The sequence below is a fragment of the Micromonospora zhanjiangensis genome, assembly GCF_042650605.1.
GTDB classification, from domain to species: Bacteria; Actinomycetota; Actinomycetes; order Mycobacteriales; family Micromonosporaceae; genus Micromonospora_J; species Micromonospora_J zhanjiangensis.
In genome coordinates, this window is sequence record NZ_JBHSBN010000001.1 from 545,514 (window position 1) to 568,154 (window position 22,641).

General features: G+C 73.1%; 22 protein-coding genes. 17 read left to right on the top strand and 5 right to left on the bottom strand.

The genetic code is table 11. From position 1 onward, the window contains the following. Nucleotides 1-70: 70 nt before the first annotated feature. Nucleotides 71-907, top strand: coding sequence for an ABC transporter permease (locus tag ACFOX0_RS02700; protein WP_377541888.1), 837 nt, complete (start codon nt 71-73; stop codon nt 905-907). A 69-nt stretch (nt 908-976) separates the two neighbouring features. Here ACFOX0_RS02700 and ACFOX0_RS02705 read toward each other — a convergent pair whose 3' ends face one another. Beyond that, complete coding sequence (locus tag ACFOX0_RS02705) at nt 977-2,164, bottom strand: ABC transporter substrate-binding protein (RefSeq protein WP_377541772.1); 1,188 nt, start codon at nt 2,162-2,164, stop codon at nt 977-979. Nucleotides 2,165-2,616: 452 nt separating this feature from the next. Here ACFOX0_RS02705 and ACFOX0_RS02710 point away from each other — a divergent pair, with 452 nt between their 5' ends. From ACFOX0_RS02710 to ACFOX0_RS02725, 4 genes are all read left to right on the top strand, one after another. Further along, nucleotides 2,617-5,784, top strand: a complete 3,168-nt coding sequence (locus ACFOX0_RS02710; RefSeq protein WP_377541773.1) for a sensor histidine kinase — start codon at nt 2,617-2,619, stop codon at nt 5,782-5,784. A gap of 16 nt (nt 5,785-5,800) precedes the next feature. Further along, the gene (locus ACFOX0_RS02715) at nt 5,801-6,208 is read left to right on the top strand and encodes a roadblock/LC7 domain-containing protein (protein WP_377541774.1); all 408 of its coding nucleotides are present in this window, start codon (nt 5,801-5,803) and stop codon (nt 6,206-6,208) included. Nucleotides 6,209-6,310: 102 nt separating this feature from the next. Continuing rightward, the gene (locus tag ACFOX0_RS02720; protein ID WP_377541775.1) at nt 6,311-6,676 is read left to right on the top strand and encodes a DUF742 domain-containing protein; all 366 of its coding nucleotides are present in this window, start codon (nt 6,311-6,313) and stop codon (nt 6,674-6,676) included. Next, the gene (locus ACFOX0_RS02725) at nt 6,657-7,277 is read left to right on the top strand and encodes a GTP-binding protein (RefSeq protein ID WP_377541776.1); all 621 of its coding nucleotides are present in this window, start codon (nt 6,657-6,659) and stop codon (nt 7,275-7,277) included. The genes ACFOX0_RS02720 and ACFOX0_RS02725 overlap by 20 nt, the downstream gene beginning before the upstream one ends. An 82-nt stretch (nt 7,278-7,359) precedes the next feature. On the opposite strand, the gene ACFOX0_RS02730 is transcribed toward ACFOX0_RS02725, so the two are convergent. Continuing rightward, entirely contained in the window at nt 7,360-8,130 is a 771-nt protein-coding gene (locus ACFOX0_RS02730) for a winged helix-turn-helix domain-containing protein (protein WP_377541777.1), read from the bottom strand. Between the two features lie 187 nt (nt 8,131-8,317). Between ACFOX0_RS02730 and ACFOX0_RS02735 the strand changes: the two genes are divergently transcribed. From ACFOX0_RS02735 to glmM, 5 genes are all read left to right on the top strand, one after another. Next, a complete protein-coding gene (locus ACFOX0_RS02735) occupies nt 8,318-8,605 on the top strand; it encodes a DUF6364 family protein (protein ID WP_377541778.1) in 288 nt (95 codons plus the stop codon). Then, entirely contained in the window at nt 8,595-8,888 is a 294-nt protein-coding gene (locus ACFOX0_RS02740; protein ID WP_377541779.1) for a hypothetical protein, read from the top strand. The genes ACFOX0_RS02735 and ACFOX0_RS02740 overlap by 11 nt, the downstream gene beginning before the upstream one ends. Nucleotides 8,889-9,061: 173 nt before the next feature. Continuing rightward, nucleotides 9,062-9,505 (top strand): 50S ribosomal protein L13, encoded by a 444-nt coding sequence (gene rplM, locus ACFOX0_RS02745; RefSeq protein ID WP_377541780.1) that lies wholly within the window; start codon nt 9,062-9,064, stop codon nt 9,503-9,505. A gap of 20 nt (nt 9,506-9,525) precedes the next feature. Beyond that, a complete protein-coding gene (rpsI, locus tag ACFOX0_RS02750; RefSeq protein WP_377541781.1) occupies nt 9,526-10,011 on the top strand; it encodes a 30S ribosomal protein S9 in 486 nt (161 codons plus the stop codon). Between the two features lie 108 nt (nt 10,012-10,119). Then, nucleotides 10,120-11,478, top strand: coding sequence for a phosphoglucosamine mutase (gene glmM, locus ACFOX0_RS02755; protein WP_377541782.1), 1,359 nt, complete (start codon nt 10,120-10,122; stop codon nt 11,476-11,478). Between the two features lie 51 nt (nt 11,479-11,529). On the opposite strand, the gene ACFOX0_RS02760 is transcribed toward glmM, so the two are convergent. Further along, nucleotides 11,530-12,774 carry a pyridoxal phosphate-dependent aminotransferase gene (locus ACFOX0_RS02760; RefSeq protein WP_377541783.1) on the bottom strand — a complete coding sequence of 415 codons (1,245 nt, stop codon included), beginning with the start codon at nt 12,772-12,774 and terminating at the stop codon, nt 11,530-11,532. 165 nt (nt 12,775-12,939) lie between these two features. Continuing rightward, nucleotides 12,940-13,809 (bottom strand): MmpS family transport accessory protein, encoded by an 870-nt coding sequence (locus tag ACFOX0_RS02765; protein ID WP_377541784.1) that lies wholly within the window; start codon nt 13,807-13,809, stop codon nt 12,940-12,942. Between the two features lie 378 nt (nt 13,810-14,187). Here ACFOX0_RS02765 and glmS point away from each other — a divergent pair, with 378 nt between their 5' ends. The 6 genes from glmS to tsaE all read left to right on the top strand — a co-directional run bounded on the left by glmS (nt 14,188) and on the right by tsaE (nt 20,854). Beyond that, nucleotides 14,188-16,107 (top strand): glutamine--fructose-6-phosphate transaminase (isomerizing), encoded by a 1,920-nt coding sequence (glmS, locus tag ACFOX0_RS02770; RefSeq protein ID WP_377541786.1) that lies wholly within the window; start codon nt 14,188-14,190, stop codon nt 16,105-16,107. Nucleotides 16,108-16,163: 56 nt separating this feature from the next. Further along, entirely contained in the window at nt 16,164-16,532 is a 369-nt protein-coding gene (locus ACFOX0_RS02775; RefSeq protein WP_377541787.1) for a holo-ACP synthase, read from the top strand. Nucleotides 16,533-16,620: 88 nt separating this feature from the next. Further along, entirely contained in the window at nt 16,621-18,099 is a 1,479-nt protein-coding gene (locus ACFOX0_RS02780) for an NAD(P)H-hydrate dehydratase (RefSeq protein ID WP_377541788.1), read from the top strand. Nucleotides 18,100-18,108: 9 nt separating this feature from the next. After that, entirely contained in the window at nt 18,109-19,227 is a 1,119-nt protein-coding gene (gene alr / locus ACFOX0_RS02785; RefSeq protein WP_377541789.1) for an alanine racemase, read from the top strand. Between the two features lie 2 nt (nt 19,228-19,229). Continuing rightward, a complete protein-coding gene (locus ACFOX0_RS02790; protein WP_377541790.1) occupies nt 19,230-20,318 on the top strand; it encodes an alpha/beta fold hydrolase in 1,089 nt (362 codons plus the stop codon). A gap of 53 nt (nt 20,319-20,371) precedes the next feature. Further along, a complete protein-coding gene (tsaE, locus tag ACFOX0_RS02795) occupies nt 20,372-20,854 on the top strand; it encodes a tRNA (adenosine(37)-N6)-threonylcarbamoyltransferase complex ATPase subunit type 1 TsaE (RefSeq protein ID WP_377541889.1) in 483 nt (160 codons plus the stop codon). Nucleotides 20,855-20,859: 5 nt separating this feature from the next. Here tsaE and ACFOX0_RS02800 read toward each other — a convergent pair whose 3' ends face one another. Beyond that, nucleotides 20,860-21,645: an inositol monophosphatase family protein gene (locus tag ACFOX0_RS02800; RefSeq protein ID WP_377541791.1), complete on the bottom strand. Its 786-nt coding sequence runs from the start codon at nt 21,643-21,645 to the stop codon at nt 20,860-20,862. A gap of 135 nt (nt 21,646-21,780) precedes the next feature. On the opposite strand from ACFOX0_RS02800, the gene ung reads away from it, so the two are divergent. Continuing rightward, a complete protein-coding gene (gene ung / locus ACFOX0_RS02805) occupies nt 21,781-22,482 on the top strand; it encodes a uracil-DNA glycosylase (protein ID WP_377541792.1) in 702 nt (233 codons plus the stop codon). The last annotated feature ends 159 nt before the right edge of the window (nt 22,483-22,641 follow it).

A 22,641-nucleotide genomic window follows, 5' to 3' on the forward strand; every position in this document is an offset into this window, starting at 1 on the left:
CCCGGTCCGCCACGCCCGGCGGGGTGCCGGCGGACCCGCCGGCCGAGGCGAGGAGTGTGCGATGCCCCAGATGACCGAGACCGTCGCGGCGTCGGCGCCCGTACCCGCGTCGCCGGACGGCCCGGCGGCCCGCCGGCGCGCCGACGGCCTGGCCACCGTCGGGTTGCCGCTCGCCGGCCTGGTGGTGGCCGGTGTCGCGTGGTGGCTCACCACCTCGGTGTCCCACCTCATCCACCCGGCGGTGCTGCCGCCGCCGGGTGACGTGCTGGCCGCCTTCCGGGCCCAGTCCGGCCTGCTGATGAAGGCCACCCTGGCCACCGCCCTGGAGACGCTGGTCGGGTTCCTGCTGTCCACGGTCGCCGGGGTCCTGATCGGACTGGCCCTGGCCGCCTCGTCGGTGCTGGAGCGGATGTTCGCGCCGCTGCTGGTGGCGGTCAACGCGGTACCGAAGATCGCCCTCGGGCCGCTGCTCGTGGTGGCCCTGGACTGGGGTCAGAAACCCATCCTGACCATGGTCTTCCTGCTCTGTTTCTTCCCGATCGTGCTGTCCACCGCGACCGGCCTGACCACCACGCCGGCCGACTTGGCCGAGCTGTCCCGGTCGCTCGGCGCGACCCGGTGGCAGGCGTTCCGCAAGGTCCGGCTGCCGGCCGCGCTGCCGCAGATCTTCGTCGGGCTGAAGGTGGCCATGCCGCTGGCCGCGATCGGCGCGGTGATCGGCGAGTTCGAGGCCGGCGAGGGCGGGCTGGGCTTCGTCATCGTGCAGTTCAGCGGCGTCGGGGACACCGCCACCGCATGGGCGGCGATCCTGCTGATCGCGCTGACCAGCATCCTGCTCTACTTCGCCGTGCTGCGCGCCGAGCGGCTGGCCCTGCCCTGGGTCCGGGAGACCACCTCGGCCCGCTGAGCGGCACCGTACGCGATCCGACGGCGGTCGGTTCCGGCGCACCGGGACCGACCGCCGCCGCGGGTCGGCTCAGCCGGACAGCCGCCAGCGGCCGCCTCGGGCGACCAGCGTCGTCAACGCCTGCGGCATCAGGCCGGAGTGGTTGTCCGGGGTCATCCGGATCGGGCCGGACAACCCGTCGAACTGGGTGGTCTCCATGATGTCCCGGACCGCGTCCCGGCTGCCCGCGCCGCTCGTCCCGCCGGCCTTGACCACGGCGTCCACCACGAGCTGGAGCGCGTCGGCGGCGAACGAGGAGTAGCCGTGGTAGCCGCCGTACCGGGCGGTGTAGTCCCGGAACCACTGCTTGCGGGCGGCCTTGGCCGGGGTGGTGGCGATGACGTCGTCGATCACCATCGTCTGGGTGAAGACCATTGTCGCGTTGTTGACCGCCTTGGCGGCCTCGGCCGGCAAGAACAGGTCGCCGGCGGCGGAGCTGTCGAAGTAGAGCGGGCCCTGGAAGCCCGCCGCCTGGGCAGCGGCCGCCGCGGCCAACGTGGGCTCGGTCGGCGCCCAGACGACCAGCGCCGCCGGCTTGCCGTCGATCACCTCGCCGACCCGGTCGCTCAGCTCGGTGTCGGTCGGCTTGATCGTCTGCGCCGGCCGGGGGAGCTTGATGTTCGCCTTGGCCAGCTCGCTGGTCATCGCGGTGAGCCCGTCCCGGCCGTAGCTGTCGTCCGTGACCAGCAGGCCGACCTTCTTGATGTCCTTGCGACGCAGCTCGGTGGTGAGCGCGGCGGCGCTGTCGGTCGCGTTCGGGGCGAGCTTGAACAGGTAACGGCGGTCGGCGGTCGGGCTGGCGACCGCGCTCGCCGAGGCCAGCGCGATGGTCGGGACCCGCTTGTCGTTGATGGTCTTGGCCGCGCCGATCGCGCAGTCGCCGCAGCCGCCCATGACGATCGCGTTCACCGAATTGTCGCCGGTGAACTCCCCGATGTTGCGGAGCGACTCGGTGGGGTCCGACCGGTTGTCCTTCACCACCAAACGGATTTTTCGACCGCCGAGCTGCCCCGACTTGTTGATCTCCTCGGATCGCAGTTCCAAGGCACGCTGGTACGCCTTGCCGGCCACCGCCCCGGCGCCGGACAGTTCGAGGTCGGCGCCGACGACGATCTCGCCCGCCTCCGATGTGGCCGAACCGAGGTCGCAGCCGGTGAGCGAGGTGGCCAGGACGGCGGATGCGACCAGCAGCGTGGTCGCGGAACGGGAGCGCCTCAAGTCAGTCCTCCAGGTGGGCGGCGCGGGGCCGGGAACAGCCGTTCGCCGCCGACGGTCCGTCCTCGGTGGAGTTACGAGGGCGGTCTGCCGTACGGTGTGCGCGAAAGCCTAAACGCGGGGAACTCTGCCAATCGCGGGAGGTGCGGGTCAAGCGCGTGCCCCCAGGGTGTTTCCGGGACGGGTATCTCATACTATGGACCCAGCAACTTCCAGCTTAAAGTAGCTCTGCCAGCACTCTCACGATATATGTGCTGATCAGCGGCTCAGGAATATCGGCGCGTCCGGAGAACAGAATGATATTTGCTTACTCAACAACCGATTCACACCTGAGTGCCGCTTCCCAAGACAGTTCGTTTCTGATGAAATCGCGGCCGTGCCGCGTGCGGCGCTGTCCGCTGCAGTGGGGCATCGGTCGGTAGGTCATGCGTGGGGAGAACGACGGAGGCGATGCCGTGAGCACCGGACCTACCAGCCTGCCCGACAACAATCCGAAGGCCCACGCCGCCAAGCGTCGTTGGTTTCCTCGGCTCCGGGACGCCAGGATCCGGTCCAAACTCGCGTTGATTCTCGTGGTGCCGGTCGCCGCGGTGCTTGCGCTCGCCACGGTCCGGCTGGTCGCCGTCGGTCAGGGCGCCTACGACGCGACTCTGGTCCACTCGCTGACCAAGCTGTCCGTGGACGTGTCCTCGTTGACGCAGGACCTGCAGAAGGAGCGGATGGCCGCCGCGGCGTTCCTGGCCAGCCCGACGGCCAAGGTCGAGACCTACAACGCGAGCGTCCGGCGCACCGACGACCGGATCGCCGGCTACAACGTCCAACGGCAGGGTCTGGGCGAGGTGCCGCCCGCGGTGCAGGAGCGGCTGCGCTCCATCGACGACCACCTGAGCACCCTGAACGGCACCCGGCAGGAGGTGCTGGACCGCAAGCAGATCCCGGTCGCCCAGGCCCTGCTGCGGTACGGCGTGATCCTGACCGACCTGGTCGCGTACGGCGAGGTGCTCGGCCAGGTCGCCGGTGACAGCAGCGTGGCCCAGAGCCTGCGGGCCGTCTCGGCCTTCGCCCGGGCGAAGGCCGCCCTGGGCGAGGAGGAGGCGGTCACCTTCGCCGCGCTCAGCTCCGGTCAGCTGGACGAGGAGCAGTTCTCCTCCTTCGTCGCCACCCTGACCGGCCAGCAGGAGGCGCTGCTGGCCTTCTCGCTGGTCGCCACCCCGGACCAGCAGGCGCTGGTGAACAACTCCGTCACCGGTGACGCCGTCCTGCTGGCCGACCGGCTGGCGGGCGACGTCGCCCGCTCGGTCGGTCAGCGACCGACGATCAGCGCCACCGATGCCAGCGTCGCGATCGGCGCGGTCAACGACCTGATGCGGTGGTCCGAGTCGCAGCTCGAACAGCGGCTGCTGGCCCAGGCCGACCGGGTCCGGTCCGACGTGGTCCGACAGGCGATCCTCGAATCGGCCCTGGTGCTGATCGCCCTGATCGTCGCCATCGCGCTGGCCGTGGTCCTGGCCCGGTCGCTGAACGACTCGCTGCGCCGGCTGCGGGAGGGCGCCCTGGCGGTGGCCAACCGGGACCTGCCCGAGGCGGTCAGCCGGCTGCGTGACGTCGGCAGCGTCGACGAGGGCGGCGTCGAGGAGATCGTGCGCCAGGTACGGGACCCGATCCGGCTGTCCAACCGGGACGAGGTCGGGCAGGTGGCGCAGGCCTTCAACGTCGTACACCGGGAGGCGGTCCGGGTCGCGGCCGAGCAGGCCGCGCTGCGGACCAACGTCTCGACGATGTTCCTCAACCTCGCCCGCCGCAGTCAGGCGCTGGTCGACCGGATGATCGGCGAGCTGGACCAGATTGAGCGCGGCGAGGAGGACCCCAAGCGCCTCGCCCAGCTCTTCGAGCTGGACCACCTGGCCACCCGGATGCGCCGCAACGACGAGAACCTGCTGGTCCTGGCCGGTGCGGACTCCACCGCGCCACGGCGCGAGGACGCCCTGCTGGTGGACGCGTTGCGGGCCGCGCAGTCCGAGGTGGAGCTCTACAACCGGATCGAGTTCGGCACCGTCGACACCGACATCGCGGTGTCCGCCCACGCGGTCAACGACGTGGTACGCCTGCTCGCCGAGCTGCTCGACAACGCCACCCGCTTCTCGCCGCCCAACACCACGGTGGTCGCCGACGCGCGGCGGATCCGGGACTACGTGATCGTCCAGGTGGAGGACCGCGGCCTCGGGCTCACCGACGAACAGCTCGACCTGCTCAACCAGCGGCTGGCGGCGCCGCCCACGGTCGACGTGGCGGCGTTCCGGCTGATGGGTCTGGCCGTGGTCAGCCGGCTCGCCTCCCGGTACGACATCCGGGTCGAGCTGCGGCACAACATCGAGGGTGGCACCGTCGCGCAGGTCACCCTGCCGAGCAGCACGGTGGTGCTGCCCGTACCGCGGGCCCGCGAGCAGGTGCTGGGCCGGCGGCAGCAGTTGGCGGTCGAACCGGGCCCGATGGCGGCCGCGGCGCAGTCGTCGCCCCCGAACCTCTGGGCCGACCAGGTCGACCCGTCCGCCGGTGTCCCGGCCCGGCCCGCCGCCGGCGGGAACCTGTGGAACACCCGGACCCCCTGGCCGTCCTCGGCCGCGGAGAACGGCCGGTCGGCGAACGGCAACGGCGCCGGGTTCCCGGGCCGGTTCGGTCCGGCGGCCGCCCCCGAGCCGGAGATCGTCAAGCCGCAGCTGCCCCGGCGGGTGCCGGGCAACGACAGCATCGGTGGTGCCGCCGTACCGCCGATGCCCGCGCCGGCGGCGGGTCTGGCGGCGCCGGCGGCCGGGCTTCCCACGGGACCCACGGCCGGCGCCCCGGCGATGCGTCCAGGGCTGCCGAACCAGCGGTCGGTGCCCGCCGCGACGCCTCAGGAGGAGCCCGGCGAACTGCCGATCTTCCGCGAGATGGAGGCGGTCTGGTTCCGGGCGCACGGCCAGGACACCACGCAGATCTTCAAGCTGCCGCCGGACGGCCCGCCCGCCGCGGGCACGTCGCCGTGGCCGGCCGCGCCGGTCGGGGGCGAGCGGGCCGGCGTCGGCACCGACCGGTACGCCGTGCCGGCGGGCAGCCCGGCCGCCCGGAGTCGCCCGGCGCTGCCGGGCCGGATTCCCGGCCAGTCCACGCCGGACTCCCCGGCCATCGCGCCCCGTCCGATCCCCGCTGTCCCGGCTACTCCGGCCGCCGCACCGGTGCCCGCCGCCCCGCCAGTGCCCGCCGCCCCGCCGGCTCCGGCCGCCCCGGTCCGGCCGGTGGAACCACCTGCCCCGTACACGCCGCCGGCCGTGCCGGACGCGCCGGTCGTCGCGGCCCCGGCGGCCGGGGCGACGACCGGGGACGGGACCGAGTCCTGGCGGACCGCCGCCGACGAGGGCTGGGCGCGGGCGACCCGGGCCGCGGAGCCGGCCATCGCCGGCACCACCCGCTCCGGCCTGCCCAAGCGGGTGCCGCAGGCGCAGTTGGTGCCCGGCGGCGTCGAGGCCAAGGGGCCGGAACGGGTCAAACGGACCCCGGACGAGGTACGCGGCCTGCTGTCGGCGTACCACCGTGGTGTGCAACGCGGCCGGACCGCCGGAACCGACCAGAACGGCATCAGTTGATGAAGGAGACGACTCGATGAACAGGCCAGCGGCTATGCAGGACATGGGTTGGCTGCTCAGCAACTTCGCCGACAGCGTGGCCGGGATCGCCCACGTGGTCGCGGTCTCGGCCGACGGGCTGCTGCTCGCCTCCTCCCGGGACCTGCCGGCGGACCGGGCCGACCAGCTCGCGGCCATCACCTCCGGCGTGGTCAGCCTCACCGAGGGGGCGTCCCGGATGTTCAGCGCGGGCGGGGTGTTGCAGACCGTCATCGAGATGGACAGCGGCTACCTGTTCCTGATGTCGATCAGCGACGGTTCCTCGATGGCCGTGCTCGCCGCGCGCAGCTGCGACGTCGGGCAGGTCGGGTACGAGATGGCGCTGCTGGTCGAGCGGGTCGGCGCGGCCCTGTCGCCGCTGCCCCGCGAGGCCATGTCGCGCTGATCCCGCCCGTTCGACCGCACGATCGTGGTCGGCCGCCGGTTCGACCCGCGGGGGACGAACTCCGGCGCGGCACAGGCTGGACGAGGAGGAGGTGACCGTTAGATGGGACAACGCCGGGAGGATCCTCGGGGTGCGCTGGTGCGCCCGTACGCGGTCACCCGTGGGCGCACCGAACCCCGCCAGAACATCGCTCTCGAGGCGGTGCTCACGGCGTCTCCGGCGGCGGTCGTCGAGTCCCGGTTCGCCGGGCACGACAAACACCGCATCGCCACGGTCTGCGAGAGCCGGGCGCAATCGCTGGCCGAGATCGCCGCATACACCCGGTTGCCGCTGGGTGTGGCCAGGGTGCTGGTCGCCGACATGGTGGCCGACAACCTGCTGACGCTGCACAGTGCCGCTCCCGTCGAGGCGTACGAGGAGCGGATGGACCTGCTTGAGAGGGTGTTGAGTGGACTTCGCAGGCTATGACCCGGCAGGGCCGCGCCGCGACCGGGGGATCACCTCCGCGAAGATCGTGGTCGCCGGCGGTTTCGGGGTGGGCAAGACGACGTTGGTGGGCGCGGTGTCCGAGATCGAGCCGCTGACCACCGAGGCGGTGATGACCGCGGCCGGGGTGGGTATCGACGACCCGTCGAAGGTGCCGGGCAAGGAGACCACCACGGTGGCGATGGACTTCGGCCGGATCACCATGGCCGAGGACCTGATCCTCTACCTGTTCGGCACTCCCGGGCAGACCCGGTTCTGGTTCATGTGGGACGAGATCATCCGGGGCGCCGTGGGTGCCGCCGTGCTGGTCGACACCAGGCGGATCACCGACGCCTTCCCGCCGCTGGACTACTTCGAGAACCGGAAGCTGCCGTACGTGGTGGCGCTGAACCGGTTCGACGGAGCGCCGGAGTACGAGCTGGACGAGGTCCGCGAGGCGCTCGCCATCGCGCCCCAGGTGCCGCTGGTGATGTGCGACGCCCGGAACCGCGAGTCGGTGAAGCAGGTGCTGGTCACCGTGACCGAGCACGCGATGTTGATGCTCCGCGCCGAGCACGGCCGGCCCACCCCGGTCGGCGGCTGACCCGGCGGACGGTGCGGACCGGCCCGCGGTGCGGGCCGGTCGGTGCCGTCCGCGGTGCGGGCCGGGCGGTCCGCGGGAGCCGTCAGTCCACCGCCAGCCGGTAGCCCCGGCGGACCACGGTCTGCACCACGCCGGGAGCCCGGAGCCCGGCGCGCAGCCGGGCCACGGCCATCTCCACCGCGTGCTCGTCCGCGCCCGGCGGCAGGGCCCGCAGCAGGGTGGCCCGGGACAGCACCCGGCCGGGGGTGCGGGCCAGGCTGCGCAGCACCGCCATCGGTGCCGGGGCGAGCGGACGCAGGTCACCGTCGACCAGTGCGGCGTGCCCGCGCAGGCTGAGCCGGTGGCCGCGCGCCGACAGGTGGACCACCCGGGGCGGCAACTCGTCGACGAGCAGTTGGACCAGCGCGCCGGGGTGCGCCCGGGGCGGCGCGACGACCGGGACGTCGTACCGGCGCAGCGGCGCCGCGGCCGTGGCCGCGCCGACGGCCAGCACGTCGCCGCGCAGCGCCGCCAGCATCGCGCCGGTACGCGGGCCGGCCGCCTGGAGCAGGGCCGACGCGGCCGGTGCCGAGGTGAACGCGACGGCGTCCACCAGCCGGTTCTCGATCAGGTCGACGAGCCGGTGCAGCGGGGCCGGGTCGACCGGCGGTGCCCACCGGGTGGCGGCCCGTAGCTCGGCGCCGTCGGTCAGTGCCACCGGTCGCACCGCCGGTACCTGGACCACCCGGGCCCCGGCGCGTTCCAGCAGGATGGCCAGCCGGTCCCGGCGCCGGACGGCGGGTACGCCGACGGTGAAGCCCACCAGCGGTTCGTTGACCGGGTCCCGGGTGTCCGCCAGTACGTCCTCGGTCATGACGGGAGCCTGCCCGGACCGGATTTCAGTCCCGCGTCACGGATGTTTCCGATGAGCTAACCCGGGGCCTTCCGGGGGGTAAGGAGGCGTTTGGGCGGTTGGCGATGTCTGCCGGTTCGGCCGATCGACCGATGTCGAGTCGCCCCGGGGTGGGATGGACGGTCATACCGGGGGTAATCTGAGCGGCATGACCGCCAAGGTGACCCTCTCGTTCTCGGACGAGACAATCGAGGACGCGCGCCGCTTCGCCAAACGCGAGGGCATGTCGCTCTCCGCCTGGATGGACCAGGCCGCCCGGGAGAAGGCGCTGCGCGAGGTGTTCGGGGCGCACGCGGCCGCGCTCGCCCGGGCCGGGCTGGACCTGGAGGAGGCGGCCCTGGCCGACGAGCGGGAGGTGGAGCTGGTGGACGCGATGCTGTTCCGGGCGGCCGACCCCACCCGACCGGACGGTCCCGGGCGACCGCGTGCTGCGTAGGGGCGAGATCTGGCGCATCTCCGGGGCCCGGGAACGGCTCGGTCTGGTGGTCAGCTCCGACGTCTACAACGGCACGGACGTGCCGATCGTCATCGTCGTGGAGGTGGTGGCGGAGGAGTTGCTGCGTGATTCGCCCCTCGCCGTGGCCATGGGCGACTACGTGGTGATGCCGGACCGGCTATCATCCCCGATGAAGAAGTGGTTCACCGAGTGCGTGGACGTCGCGGACAGTGACACGATGTTCAAGGTCTCCCGCGCGTTGCGCATTCTGCAGAACATCTGATCCACTCGTGGGGACCGATGGCACCCGGTTTTGACCCTCGGTCGGCCCGACGGTATCGTTGCCTGCTGTTGTGCAACGGCCCAGTGCGTGCCCTGTCGGGTACGCTTGGTCTTCTCTGCGTGCTGGTGTTCTGGCGCGCGACCACCAGACCGACGACGAGACAAGGTAAACCTGTGCGTACGTACAGCCCGAAGCCGGGTGAGATCGAGCGTCAGTGGCACGTTATCGACGCTTCTGACGTCGTGCTGGGCCGGCTGGCCACCCACGCCGCCACGTTGCTGCGCGGCAAGCACAAGCCGACCTTCGCGCCGCACGTCGACACGGGCGACTTCGTCGTCGTCGTGAACGCCGGCAAGGTCGCGCTCACCGGCAACAAGCGGCAGACCAAGATCGCCTACCGGCACTCCGGCTACCCGGGCGGCCTGAAGCGGGTCGGCTACGAGGAGCTGCTCGCCAAGCGTCCGGAGCAGGCCATCGAGCTGGCAGTCAAGGGCATGCTCCCGCACAACAAGCTGGGCCGTCAGCTGATCAAGAAGCTGAAGGTCTACGCCGGTGCCGAGCACCCGCACGGCGCGCAGCAGCCCGTGCCGTTCGAGATCAAGCAGATCGCGCAGTGAGCGCGGGCGAAGGAAGCAGCATGACCGAGACCACCGCGACCGCCGTCGCCGACGTCGACGCCGAGACCCCGGCGCCCGTCGCGACCGCCACCGCAGCCCCCGTCGCCCGCCCCCGCGGCGACCGCCCGATCCAGACCGTGGGCCGCCGCAAGGAGGCCATCGTCCGGGTCCGGATCGTCCCCGGCAGCGGCAAGATCACCTGCAACGGGCGGGACCTGGAGGCGTACTTCCCGAGCAAGGTGCACCAGCAGCTGATCAAGGAGCCGCTGGTGACCGCCGAGAAGGCCGAGGCCTTCGACGTCATCGCCAACCTGCGCGGTGGCGGCATCACCGGCCAGGCCGGCGCGCTGCGCCTCGCCGTCGCCCGGGCGCTGATCGTCAACGAGCCCGACGACCGCCCGGCGCTGAAGAAGGCCGGCTTCCTCACCCGGGACGCCCGGGTCAAGGAGAGCAAGAAGTACGGCCTCAAGAAGGCCCGCAAGGCGCCGCAGTACTCCAAGCGCTGACCAGCAACACCTTGTACGTCTGACGGACGGCCGGGTCCCCCCTCACGTGGTGGCGGGCCCGGCCGTTTCGCTTCTCCTGTCGGTGGCTCTGGTGGAGGTTCTCGTTCGATGGGGCGGTTGTTCGGCACTGACGGCGTACGCGGACGGGCGAACGCGGACCTGACACCGGAATTGGCCCTCGCGGTCGCGGTGGCGGCGGCTCACACGCTCGCCGAGACCGATCGCAGCCGCCGGCCGCTCGCCGTGGTGGGCCGGGACACCCGGGCCAGCGGTGAGATGCTCGAAGCGGCGGTGGTGGCCGGCCTGGCCAGCGCCGGTGCGAACGTGGTGCGGGTCGGCGTGCTGCCCACGCCCGCGGTGGCGTACCTGGTCGGCGAGACCAAGGCAGACCTCGGGGTGATGCTCTCGGCGTCGCACAACCCGATGCCGGACAACGGCATCAAGCTGTTCGCCGCCGGCGGCAACAAGCTCCCGGACGAGATCGAGCTGAAGATCGAGGCCGTGATCGAGGCGAACGGCGCGACCGACTGGCGGCGGCCCACCGGCGCCGGCGTGGGACGGGTGAACGACCTGCTCGACGGCGCCGACCACTACGTACAGCACCTGACCGGGACGATCCCGAACCGGCTCGACGGGATCAAGGTCGTGGTGGACTGCGCCAACGGCGCCGCGTACGAGGTGGCCCCGGTCGCGTACCAGGAGGCCGGCGCCGAGGTCGTCGCGATCCACGCCGACCCGGACGGGCTGAACATCAACGACGACTGCGGCTCGAACCACATCGAGGCGCTGCGGGCGGCCGTGGTCGAGCACGGGGCGGACCTCGGCATCGCCCACGACGGCGACGCCGACCGGTGCGTGGCGGTGACCGCGGCCGGTGAGGAGGTCGACGGCGACCAGATCATGGCCATCCTCGCGCTGGCCATGCGCGACGCCGGCGCGCTGACCGCGGACACCCTGGTCGCCACGGTGATGAGCAACCTCGGCCTGCGGCTGGCGATGTCCGCCGAGGGCATCCGGCTGCTGGAGACCAAGGTCGGCGACCGGTACGTCCTGGAGGAGTTGCGCGCCTCCGGCCTGGCGCTCGGCGGCGAGCAGAGCGGGCACATCGTGATGCCGGCGTACGCGACCACCGGCGACGGGGTGCTCACCGGACTGCACCTGATGTCCCGGATGGCCGCCACCGGTCGGTCGCTGGCCGAGCTGGCCGCCGTGGTCACCAAGCTGCCGCAGGTCCTGATCAACGTCCCGGTGGCCGACCGTACGGTGGGCGCCGGTGCGCCGGCCGTGCTGGCCGCCGCCGAGCGGGCCGAACGGGACCTGGGCGGCACCGGCCGGGTGCTGCTGCGCCCCTCCGGCACCGAACTGCTGGTCCGGGTGATGGTGGAGGCCGAGACCGTCGAGATCGCGCAGACCGTGGCCGAGCGGATCGCCGCCGAGGTGCGGCTGGCCAGCCCGGCCCAGGGCTGACACCCGGTTGCACCGGCTTTCCGGGAAGCCGGGCACCGACCGTGGCGTGGGTCAGCGGTCGGCGGTGGGCAGGGTACGCAGCCGGGTGACCGCCTCGGCGAGCACCTCCGGGCGCTTGCAGAAGGCGAACCGGACCAGTCGGCGGCCGGCCTCGACGTCGTCGTAGAAGACCTGGGTCGGGATGGCCACCACCCCGCACCGCTCGGGCAGGCTGCGGCAGAACTCCACCCCGTCCCGGCCGCCGAGCCGGCCGATGCCGGCGGTGACGAAGTACGTCCCCTCCGGGACGATCGTCTCGAAACCGGCCTCGGTCAGACCGGTGGCGAGCTGGTCCCGGCGCCGTTGCAGGTCGTCGCGGAAACCGTCGAAGTAGCTGTCCGGCAGTTCCAACGCGACCGCCACCGCCGGTTGCAGCGGCGCCGCGTTGACGAAGGTGAGGAACTGCTTCACCCGCAGCACGGCGGCGACCAGCGCGGCCGGTCCGCTCACCCAGCCCACCTTCCAGCCGGTGCAGGAGAACGTCTTGCCGGCCGAGGAGACCCGCAGCGTCCGCTGCCACATCCCGGGCAGCCCGGCCAGCGGGAGGTGCCCGGTGGCGGCGTCGGTGAAGACCAGATGTTCGTAGACCTCGTCGGTGACCGCGTACGCGCCGTACTCCTGGCAGAGTTCGGCGATCAGCGTCAGCTCGTCGCGGGTGAAGACCTTGCCGGTCGGGTTGTGCGGCGAGTTGAGCAGCACCAACCGGGTCCGCGGTCCGAACGCCGCGCGCAGCGCCGCCGGGTCGAACGCGTACCGGCCGTCGTCGGCGGGGCGCAGGGTGACCGGCCGGCGCACCGCTCCGGCGAGCGCGATCGAGGCCGCGTACGAGTCGTAGTACGGCTCGAAGCAGACCACCTCGTCGCCGGTCTCGCAGAGCGCCAGGATGGCGGCGGCGATCGCCTCGGTCGCGCCGGCGGTGACGAGTATCTCGCCGTCCGGGTCGTAGTCCAGCCCCCAGAACCGCTTCTGGTGCCCGGCGACGGCCGCCCGCAGCGCGGGAATCCCGGGGCCGGGCGGGTACTGGTTGGCGCCGCCGCGCACCGCCTCGGCCGCGGCGGCCAGCATCTCCGCCGGTCCGTCGGTGTCCGGGAAGCCCTGGCCCAGGTTGACCGCGCCGGTCCGGGTCGCCAGGGCCGACATCTCGGCGAAGACGGTGGTCCCGAACGGGCGCATCCGGGCCACCAACGGTTCGCCCGCGGGTGCCGGTGCGGCGGCGGGCGGCCCGGGCGACGGTGCTGGTCGGGTCGGGTCGGACATCGGGCGTCTCCCAGGGTGTCGGCGCGCTGCTCGTGCCTCGGGCGCCGGCTCGACGTCGCCGGCGCCCGAGGGCCACGCTGCCCTACCGGGACCCGTCGCGGCAACTCCGCCGACGGGTCTGGCGGCCGACCCGCTCCGGCCCGGCCGGGGCCCGAGCAGGCCTGGTCAGCGCGGCAGGCTGAAGTCGGCGCAGTTGACCACCACGCCCTTCTTGGTCTCCCGCTCCTGGCCGTCGACGAGCAGCCGGCAGGAGACCTGGGCGCCGTTCTCCCCGGAGGCGATCACCGAGGCCATGCCCGAGCGGACGGTCAGCTCCTTCTTCCAGGGCAACGATTCGCCGGTCAGCCGCTGCGAGGTGCCGCGCTCGTCGAAGTAGGTGATCCTGGCCCGGCCGCTGCCGGTCACCTCGTAGACGACCTGGATCCCCGCGCCCGAGCCGGTGGGCAGTCCGGTCGGGTACAGCGTGGGTTCCGACGTGGGGATGGCGCTCTTGATCGCGTCGCTGGCGGACTTCATCGTCCAGACGACGGTGCCGACGGCACCGACGCAGACCAGCAGGACGACGGCGATGACCACTGCCACGATCACCCCGACGTTGTTCTTGCTCGCGTTCGCGGGCGGCGGGGCCATCGGCTGCCCGGGGGCGCCGGGCGGCGGGTAGCCGGGCCCACCCGGCCCGGCCGGCGGGTAGCCGCCCTGGGGGTAGCCGCTCTGCGGGTAGCCGGCCGGCGGGTAGCCCGGCTGCTGTCCGGGATAGCCACCCGGGTACGTCGGCGCGGCCGGCCCGGACGTGGGCGCCGGCTGGTACGGCGACTGCTCCGGCGGGTACGAGGGCCGCGGCGCGGGCGGCTCGGCGCCGTACGGCGGCTGCGGGGACCAGGATTCCGGAGCCGGCGGCCCGGACGGGACGGGGTGCTGGTGCGCGGGTGGCTGTGGCGGGCCCGGCTCGTACGACGGCGAACTCGACGGCCCCGGGTCGTACGAGGGTGAGCCGGACGGGCCCGGGTCGTACGGCGACTGGGTGGGGTCGGACATGACTGCTCCGCAAGGGTCGGTAGGGATGTTCCGCAAAGGGTCGGTCGGGGTGTGTCGTTTCGGACCGGCGTGTCGGGGCACCCGGGAGCCGGACGGGCCCGCTCCCGTGGTCGTCCGACCGTTGGACCTCGGGCAAGGGACCACTGTGTCGGGTCCGGGCAATACCGGTCGGGACCAAACCGCCGTTTCCGGACGAGCGGCCCGACCGGTGTCGTACCGGCGCTCGCTGACAGTGCCGGATCGACGCGGTTCCCGGCAACCCCGTACCGCCGCCGGTGTCGAGGTTTGGTCCCGGATGCCGGTATCAAGCAATGGGTGTGAGCAATAACCGTACTTTCGAGCACGCGTGCTGAGCGAAAGTCCGCTAGGCTGCGGGCCATGTGTGGAATCGTGGGGTACGCCGGCGGACGCCCGGCGTTGGGGATCGTGCTGGACGGACTGCGCCGCCTGGAGTACCGCGGCTACGACTCGGCCGGGGTGGCGATCGTCTGCGCCGACGAGCTGCTGACCGAGAAGCGCGCGGGCAAGCTCGCCAACCTGGAGAAGGTGCTGGGCGAGCGGGCCGAGGCGGACCCGACGGACGTCGACTGCGGCGCCTCGACGCTCGGCATCGGCGACGGCACCACCGGCATCGGGCACACCCGGTGGGCCACCCACGGCGGACCCACCGACCGCAACGCCCACCCGCACCTCGGCCCGGACGGCAAGGTGGCCGTCATCCACAACGGAATCATCGAGAACTTCGGCCGGCTGCGGGCCGAGCTGGAGGCCGACGGGGCCACCTTCGTCAGCGACACCGACTCCGAGTGCGCGGCGCACCTGCTCACCGCCGTCCTGGCCAAGCTCCGGGCCGCCGGCGAGCCCGACGGGCCGCGGCTGCTGGCCTCGGCGATGCGCCAGGTCTGCCAGCGGCTGGAGGGCGCCTTCACCCTGCTCGCGGTGGACGCCCGGGTGCCCGGCGCGGTGGTCGGCGCGCGGCGCAACTCGCCGCTGGTGGTCGGCCGTGGCGACGGCGAGAACTACCTCGCCAGCGACGTTTCGGCGTTCATCGAGCACACCCGGGACGCGGTGGAGCTGGGCCAGGACCAGATCGTGCTGATCACCGCCGACACCATCGAGATCACCGACTTCGACGGGCAGCCGGCCGACGGCAAGGACTTCCACATCGACTGGGACGCCTCGGCCGCCGAGAAGGGCGGCTACGACTGGTTCATGCTCAAGGAGATCGAGGAGCAGCCGGAGGCGATCGCCGCCACCCTGCTCGGCCGGCTCACCGACAGCGGCGAGATCATGCTCGACGAGGTACGCCTCAGCGACCAGGACCTGCGCGACGTCGACAAGGTGTTCATCGTCTCCTGCGGCACCTCCTACCACGCCGGCCTGGTCGCCAAGTACGCCATCGAGCACTGGACCCGGATCCCCTGCGAGGTCGAGCTGGCCAGCGAGTTCCGCTACCGGGACCCGGTCCTGGACCGGTCCACACTGGTGATCGTGATCAGCCAGTCCGGCGAGACGATGGACACCCTGATGGCGCTGCGGCACGCCAAGGAGCAGAAGGCCCGGGTGCTGGCGATCTGCAACACCAACGGCTCCACCATCCCGCGCGAGTCGGACGCGGTGCTCTACACCCACGGCGGGCCGGAGATCGCGGTCGCCTCCACCAAGGCGTTCCTCACCCAGGTGGTGGCCTGCTACCTGATCGGCCTGCACCTGGCCCAGGTGCGCGGCATCAAGTACGCCGACGAGGTGGCCGCCGTGGTGGACCAGCTCCAGGAGGTGCCGGGCAAGCTGCGCGCCCTGCTGGACCGGATCGAGCCGGTCCGCCAGTTGGCCCGGGAGTTGAAGTCGGCGCCGACCGTGCTGTTCATCGGCCGGCACGTCGGTTACCCGGTCGCCCTGGAGGGCGCGCTGAAGCTCAAGGAACTGGCCTACGTGCACGCCGAGGGCTTCGCCGCCGGCGAGCTGAAGCACGGTCCGATCGCGGTGATCGACCAGGGCACGCCGGTGATCTGCGTGGTGCCGTCCTCGGCCGGGCGGGGCATGCTGCACGACAAGGTGGTCTCCAACATCCAGGAGGTCCGGGCCCGCGGCGCCCGGACCATCGTCATCGCCGAGGAGGGCGACCAGGCCGTCCTGCCGTACGCCGACGAGGTGATCTACGTTCCGCGTACCCCGACGCTGCTGGCGCCGCTGGTGACCACGGTGCCGCTGCAGGTCCTCGCGGCCGAGATCGCCGCGGCCCGGGGCCACGACGTGGACCAGCCGCGCAACCTCGCCAAGTCGGTCACCGTCGAGTAGCCGCGCCCCGGACCGGACGCCGCCCGCGCCCGGGCGGCGCCGGTAGGGTGGGACCCGTGATCGTCTCAGTCGGCCTCGACGTGGTGCTGGTCGATCGGTTCGCCCGGGCGCTGGGCCGCACCCCGCCGCTGGCCGAGCGGTTGTTCACCGCGGCCGAGCGGCTCACCGGGTCCGGCAACCCGCGGTCGCCGGAGTCGCTGGCCGCCCGGTTCGCCGCGAAGGAGGCGGTGGCGAAGGCGCTCGGCGCGCCGACCGGCATGCGCTGGCACGACTGCGAGATCGTCACCGACCCGGACGGCCGGCCCTGGCTGACGGTCACCGGCACGGTGGCGGCGGCCGCCACCGAACGCGGGATCAACCGCTGGCACCTGTCGCTGTCCCACGACGGCGGCATCGCCTCGGCCATGGTGGTGGCGGAACGATGACGGCGGCCGGTCGGCCCGGTCGCGGCCCGGTGCGGGTCGGCACCACGAGGCCCGGCAGGCCGGCCCGAGCCCGGGGGAGGCGAGCACGGTGAGAGCGGCGTGGCGGGTGGCGGACGTACGGGCCGCCGAGAGTGCCCTGATGGCGACCCTGCCGGACGGCACGCTGATGCAGCGGGCCGCGGCCGGGCTGGCCCGGCGCTGCGCGCTGCTGCTGGCCGACCGGGGCGGCCTCTACGGCTCCCGGGTGCTGGTGCTGGCCGGCTCCGGCGACAACGGCGGCGACGCGCTCTACGCCGGTGCCCGACTGGCCGACCGGGGCGCCGCGGTCGAGGCGCTGCTGCTGGTCCCGGACCGGGCACACGCCGGCGGGCTGGCGGCGCTGCGGGCGGCCGGTGGCCGTACCGTCGAACGGCTGCCCGCCCGGACGGACCTGGTGCTCGACGGCATCGTCGGAATCGGCGGCTCGGGCGGCCTGCGCGAGCCGGCCGCCCGGCTGGTGGCCGAGCTGGCCGAGCGGCGCGGTCCGCGGCCGGTCGTCGTGGCGGTCGACGTGCCGAGCGGGGTCGCGGTGGACACCGGCGACGTGCCGGCGCCGCCCGCCGACAATCTGCCGGCCGCGGTCACCGCGGACGTCACGGTCGCCTTCGGCGTGCTCAAGCCGGCCCTGGTGGTCGGGTCGGCGGCGGCCCGGGCCGGCCGGGTCGAACTGGTCGACATCGGCCTCGATCCGCACCTGCGGACCGAACCGGCGGTACGGGTGCCGGACTGGACGGACATCGAGGGCTGGTGGCCGGCGCTGACCGCCGCGTCGGAGAAGTACACCCGGGGCGTGGTCGGGATCGCGACCGGGTCGGCGACCTACCCCGGCGCGGCGGTGCTGTCCGTGGCCGGCGCGCTGGCCGGGCCGACCGGCCTGGTCCGCTACGCCGGCGGGGCCAGGGCGGAGGTGCTGCACCACCACCCGTCGGTGATCGCCACCGACCGGGTGGCCGACGCGGGCCGGGTGCAGGCCTGGGTCTGCGGCTCGGGGCTCGGCACCGGCGACGAGGCCCGCACCGAGCTGCGCTGCGTACTGGCCGCGCCGGTGCCGGTGGTGCTCGACGCCGACGGGCTGTCGCTGCTGGTCGACGGCTCGTCGGCGGAGCAGCTGCGGCACCGCCGGGCACCCACCGTGGTCACCCCGCACGACCGCGAGTTCGCCCGGCTGGCCGGCGAACAGCCGGGCGCCGACCGGGTCGGCGCCGCGCTGCGGCTGGCCTCCTGGATGAACGCGGTGGTCCTGCTCAAGGGGGACCGCACCGTCGTCGCCACGCCGGACGGCCGGGCGTACGCCAATCCCACCGGCAGCCCGGCGCTGGCCACCGGCGGCACCGGCGACGTGCTCGCCGGGCTGCTCGGTTCGCTGCTGGCCGGCGGGCTGGCGCCGGAGCGGGCCGCCCTGGCCGCCGCGTACCTGCACGGGCTGGCCGGGCGGGAGGCGGCCCGGCACGGCCCGGTCACCGCCCCGGACGTGGCCGGGGCGCTGCGATCGGTGGTGCCGGGCGGCGCGGCCCGCCAAGGTCAGTAGGCTGGGCGTATGTGGCAGGCTGAGGTGCGCGTTGATCTCGACGCGATCCGCGCGAACGTGACGCGGTTGCGCTCCGGCACCAGCGCCGAGCTGATGGCGGTGGTCAAGGGCGACGGGTACGGGCACGGCATGCTGCCGGCCGCGCGGGCCGCCCTGGACGCCGGGGCGGACTGGCTCGGCGTCTGCACCCTGGACGAGGCGCTGACCCTGCGCCGGGCCGGGGTCACCGCACCGGTGCTGGCCTGGCTGCTCGCACCCGGCCTGCCGCTGCACGAGGGCGTGGCCGCGGACGTCGACCTGAGCGCCGCGAGCCTCGACCAGCTCGCCGAGCTGGTCGCGGCCGGTCGGCAGGCCGGCAAGCGGGTGCGGCTGCACCTCAAGCTGGACACCGGGCTGGCCCGGGGTGGCGCCACCGCGGCCGACTGGCCGGCCCTGCTCGACGCGGCGGCCAAGGCCCAGGCCGACGACCTGGTCGAGGTGGTCGGGGTGTGGAGCCACTTCGCGTACGCCGACGCGCCCGGCCACCCGACCATCGACCGGCAGATCGCGGTCTTCACCGAGGGCCTGGAGGTCGCCGAACGGGCCGGGATCCGGCCCCGTTACCGGCACCTGGCCAACTCGGCCGCCACGCTGACCCGCCCGGACGCGCACTTCGACCTGGTCCGGCCCGGCATCGCCGTGTACGGGCTGTCGCCGGTGGCGGGGGAGACCTTCGGGCTGCGTCCGGCGATGTCCGCCCGGGCCCGGGTGATGCTGACCAAACGAGTGCCGATGGGCACCGGCGTGTCGTACGGGCACACGTACCTCACCGAGCGGGAGACCACCCTGGCCGTGGTGCCGCTCGGCTACGCCGACGGGGTGCCCCGGGACGCCTCCAACGTCGGCCCGGTCCGCCTGGCCGGCCGTAACCGGACCATCGCGGGTCGGGTCTGCATGGACCAGTTCGTGCTGGACTGCGGCGACGACCCGGTGGCCGCCGGGGACGTGGCGACCCTGTTCGGCAGCGGTGCCGACGGCGAGCCCACCGCCGACGACTGGGCCGAGGCGGTCGGCACCATCAACTACGAGATCGTCACCCGGTTCGGCGGGGTGCGGGTGCCCCGGGTCTACGACGGGACGGGCGAGTGACCGTGGCCGAGCAGAAGCCCCGCCCGGGCCGGTCGGGCCTGCGGGCGGCCGGCCTGCTCGGCGCGGTGGTCGGCGTCGCGGCGGCCGGGGTCGCCGCCGGGGTCGCGGCCGAGCGGGCGGTGGTCCGCAGCTCCAAGCAGCGACCCGACCCGTACGCCGACGAGGCGTTCGGCGCGCTGCCGCACGACGACGAACTCATGCTGGAGATGCCGGACGGCACCGACATCCACGTCGAGGTGGTCGCGCCGTCGACGGCGGAGCCGGGCCGGCCCGTGGTGGTCTTCGTGCACGGGTTCTGCCTGGACATGGGCACCTTCCACTTCCAGCGCAGGACGCTCGCCGAGCGGGGTCGGCACCGGATGGTCTTCTACGACCAGCCCGGGCACGGGCGGTCCGGGCAGTTGAAGTCGGGGGAGTACCGACTCTCCCGGCTCGGCCGGACCCTGCGCGAGGTCATCGACCAATGCGTACCCGAGGGGCCGCTGGTGCTGGTCGGGCACTCGATGGGTGGCATGACCATCATGGCGTTGGCCGAGCTCTGTCCGGAGTTGTTCGCCGACCGGGTCGTCGGCACCGTGCTGATCGCCACCTCCGGCGGCCGGCTGGAACAGTCGAAGCTCGGCCTGCCGGCCATCCTGGCCCGGGCCGGCGGTCCGCTGCTGCCGATTCTCAACAACGCCACCCGGCTCACCGGCGGCATGCTGGACCAGGCCCGCAAGGCGTCGTCCAACATCGCCTGGCTGCTCACCCGGCGGTACGGCTTCGGCACCAACCGGCCGAGCCCGGCGCTGGTGTCCTACGTGGAGCGGATGAACTCGTTGACCTCCACCGAGACGGTGGCCCGCTATTTGCGTACCCTCTACTCGCACTCCCGGTACCCGGCCCTGGCCGCGCTCCGGGACACACCCACCCTGGTCATCGTCGGAGACAAGGACATGATCACACCGGTACACGAATCCGAGGAGATCCTGCGCCGGCTGCCGGACGCGGAGTTCGTCAAGGTGCCGGGCAGCGGCCACGTCGTGATGCTCGAACACGCCGACCAGGTCAACACCGCCCTGGTCGACTTCCTGGACAGGCTTTCAGCATGAGCGAACGCACCGAGCGAAGCGAGGGCCGTGAGCGCATGCCCGGCCAGCCCAGCATGAACGGTGCCGTAACGCTGTCCACGGTGGACGACACCCGGGCGTTCGGCGCCCGGTTGGCGGGCCGGCTGCGCGCCGGCGACCTGCTGGTGCTGACCGGCCCGCTGGGCGCCGGCAAGACCGCCCTGGTGCAGGGGATCGGCGCCGGGCTGGGCGTACTCGGCGACGTCACCTCGCCGACCTTCGTGATCGCCCGGGTGCACAAGCCCGACGCGGCGCGGGGCGGCCGGCTGCCGCTGGTGCACGCCGACGCGTACCGGTTGGGCGACGCCGCCGACCCGCGGGCCGAGATCGACGACCTGGACCTGGACGCCTCGGCCGACCAGGCGGTGACCGTGGTCGAGTGGGGCGAGGGCATGGTGGAGCAGCTCGCCGACGCCCACCTGCTGGTCCGCATCGACCGCCGGGACGACGACACCCGCGTCGTCGACCTGGTCCCCACCGGCGGCGACTGGCCGACCCGCCTGGCCGACCTCACCTGACCTGACTACGGGGAGCGGATCAGGTCGAGGAGGGCGGCGTGGGTGGGGCCGTCGGCGGCGGCGAGGAGACCGCCCACGCCGGTGTGCAGGGGCTGGCCGTGGATGCCGGTGACGACGCAACCCGCGGCCTCGCAGAGCGCGATCCCGGCGGCGAAGTGCACGCTGTCGCGCAGGTCGCCGGCCGTGAGGTACGCGGCGCGGCGTCCGGCGGCGACCCAGGTCAGGGCCAGCGTGGTGGAGAGCGCCCGGGGTTGGAACCGTTCGTTGAAGCGGGCGTCCGCGAGGAGTGCGGTCGCCCGGAACGCGGGACCCTCCAGGGCCGGGTCGAGGTTGAGGTCGACCAGCCGGTTGTCGGCCGAGGGGCTGGCCTCGCTGTCGGCGCCGTCGCGACGCAGGTACGTCCGCTGCCGGTCGGTCCAGAACACCTCGCCGGTGAACGGGTCGGCCGCGGCCGCGGCGGTCAGCCCGGAACCGGTGCGTAGGGCGACGTTGACCGCGACCAGGGTGGTCTGTGCCGCGAAGTTCAACGTCCCGCAGAGCGGGTCGACCAGCCAGGTACGCCCGGCGCGGCTGTCGCCGGTGAGCCCACTCTCCTCGCCCAGCACCGCGTCGCCGGGTCGGGCGGCGCGCAGCACGTCGAGGATGGCCTGCTCGGCGGCCAGGTCGGCCTCCGTGGCGAAGTCACCGGGCTCCTTGGCGTAGCGGGTCAGCGCGGTGCCGAACCGTTCCCGGACCACCGTCGCGCCGGCCTGGGCCGCGGCGATCGCCAGGTCGTGATCATTGAGGGACATGCCCGGAGAGTAGTACCCGGCGGGGGAAGGCGGTTGTCCCGGACCGGTGGACGGGACCGGCCCGCTCGGCGTCGGAACCGTCGGTGGTGACTGGTAGGAATAGTGCCTCCCGTCCGGCGTACGAAAGGTTCCCGCATGTCCGACACCATCGCCGCCCTCGACCTGCCCGGCCTGCTGCCGTCGGGCTGGCGGACGGTGCTCGACCCGCACCTCGACCCGGCCGGCACGGCCGAACTCGGCCGGTTCGTCGCGCAGGAGTACGCCCACCAGACCGTCTTCCCGCCGCTGGAGGACCTGTTCGCGGCCTACCGGTTGTGCCCGCCGCAGGACTGCCGGGTGCTGATCCTGGGCCAGGACCCGTACCACAAGGCGGGCCAGGCGCACGGCCTCAGCTTCAGCGTGCGGGACGGCGTACGGGTACCGCCGTCGCTGCGCAACGTCTACAAGGAACTCGCCGACGACCTGGGCGTGCCGGTCGCCCGGAGTGGCAACCTGACCCGCTGGGCCGAGCAGGGCGTGCTGCTGCTCAACGCCGTGCTGACCGTGCGCGAGGCGACCCCCAACTCGCACGCCGGCAAGGGCTGGGAGGCGTTCACCGACGCCACCATCAAGGCGCTGGACGATCTCGACCGGCGGGTGGTGTTCCTGCTCTGGGGCAGCTACGCCCGCAAGAAGAAGGACCTGATCACCAACCCGCGGCACGTGGTGCTGGAGGCCGGCCATCCCAGCCCGATGAACCCGCGCGGCTTCCTCGGCTCCCGGCCGTTCAGCGCGGCCAACTCCGCGCTCGCCGACGCAGGCCTGCCCCCGATCGAGTGGGACCGCATCGCCGCCTGACCGCTCAAAAGCCGAGATCACCGTCATTGTCATTGTTGAGAGAAGCGACGATTCCCGGGAAAGCAAGTCGCGACTTGCCGCCCGGCTTGGAGCCCAGCATTCTGAAACAAGCAGGCTTGACAGGGGGCTGTCAATTGCTGTCGTTTGAGTGAGCCTTGG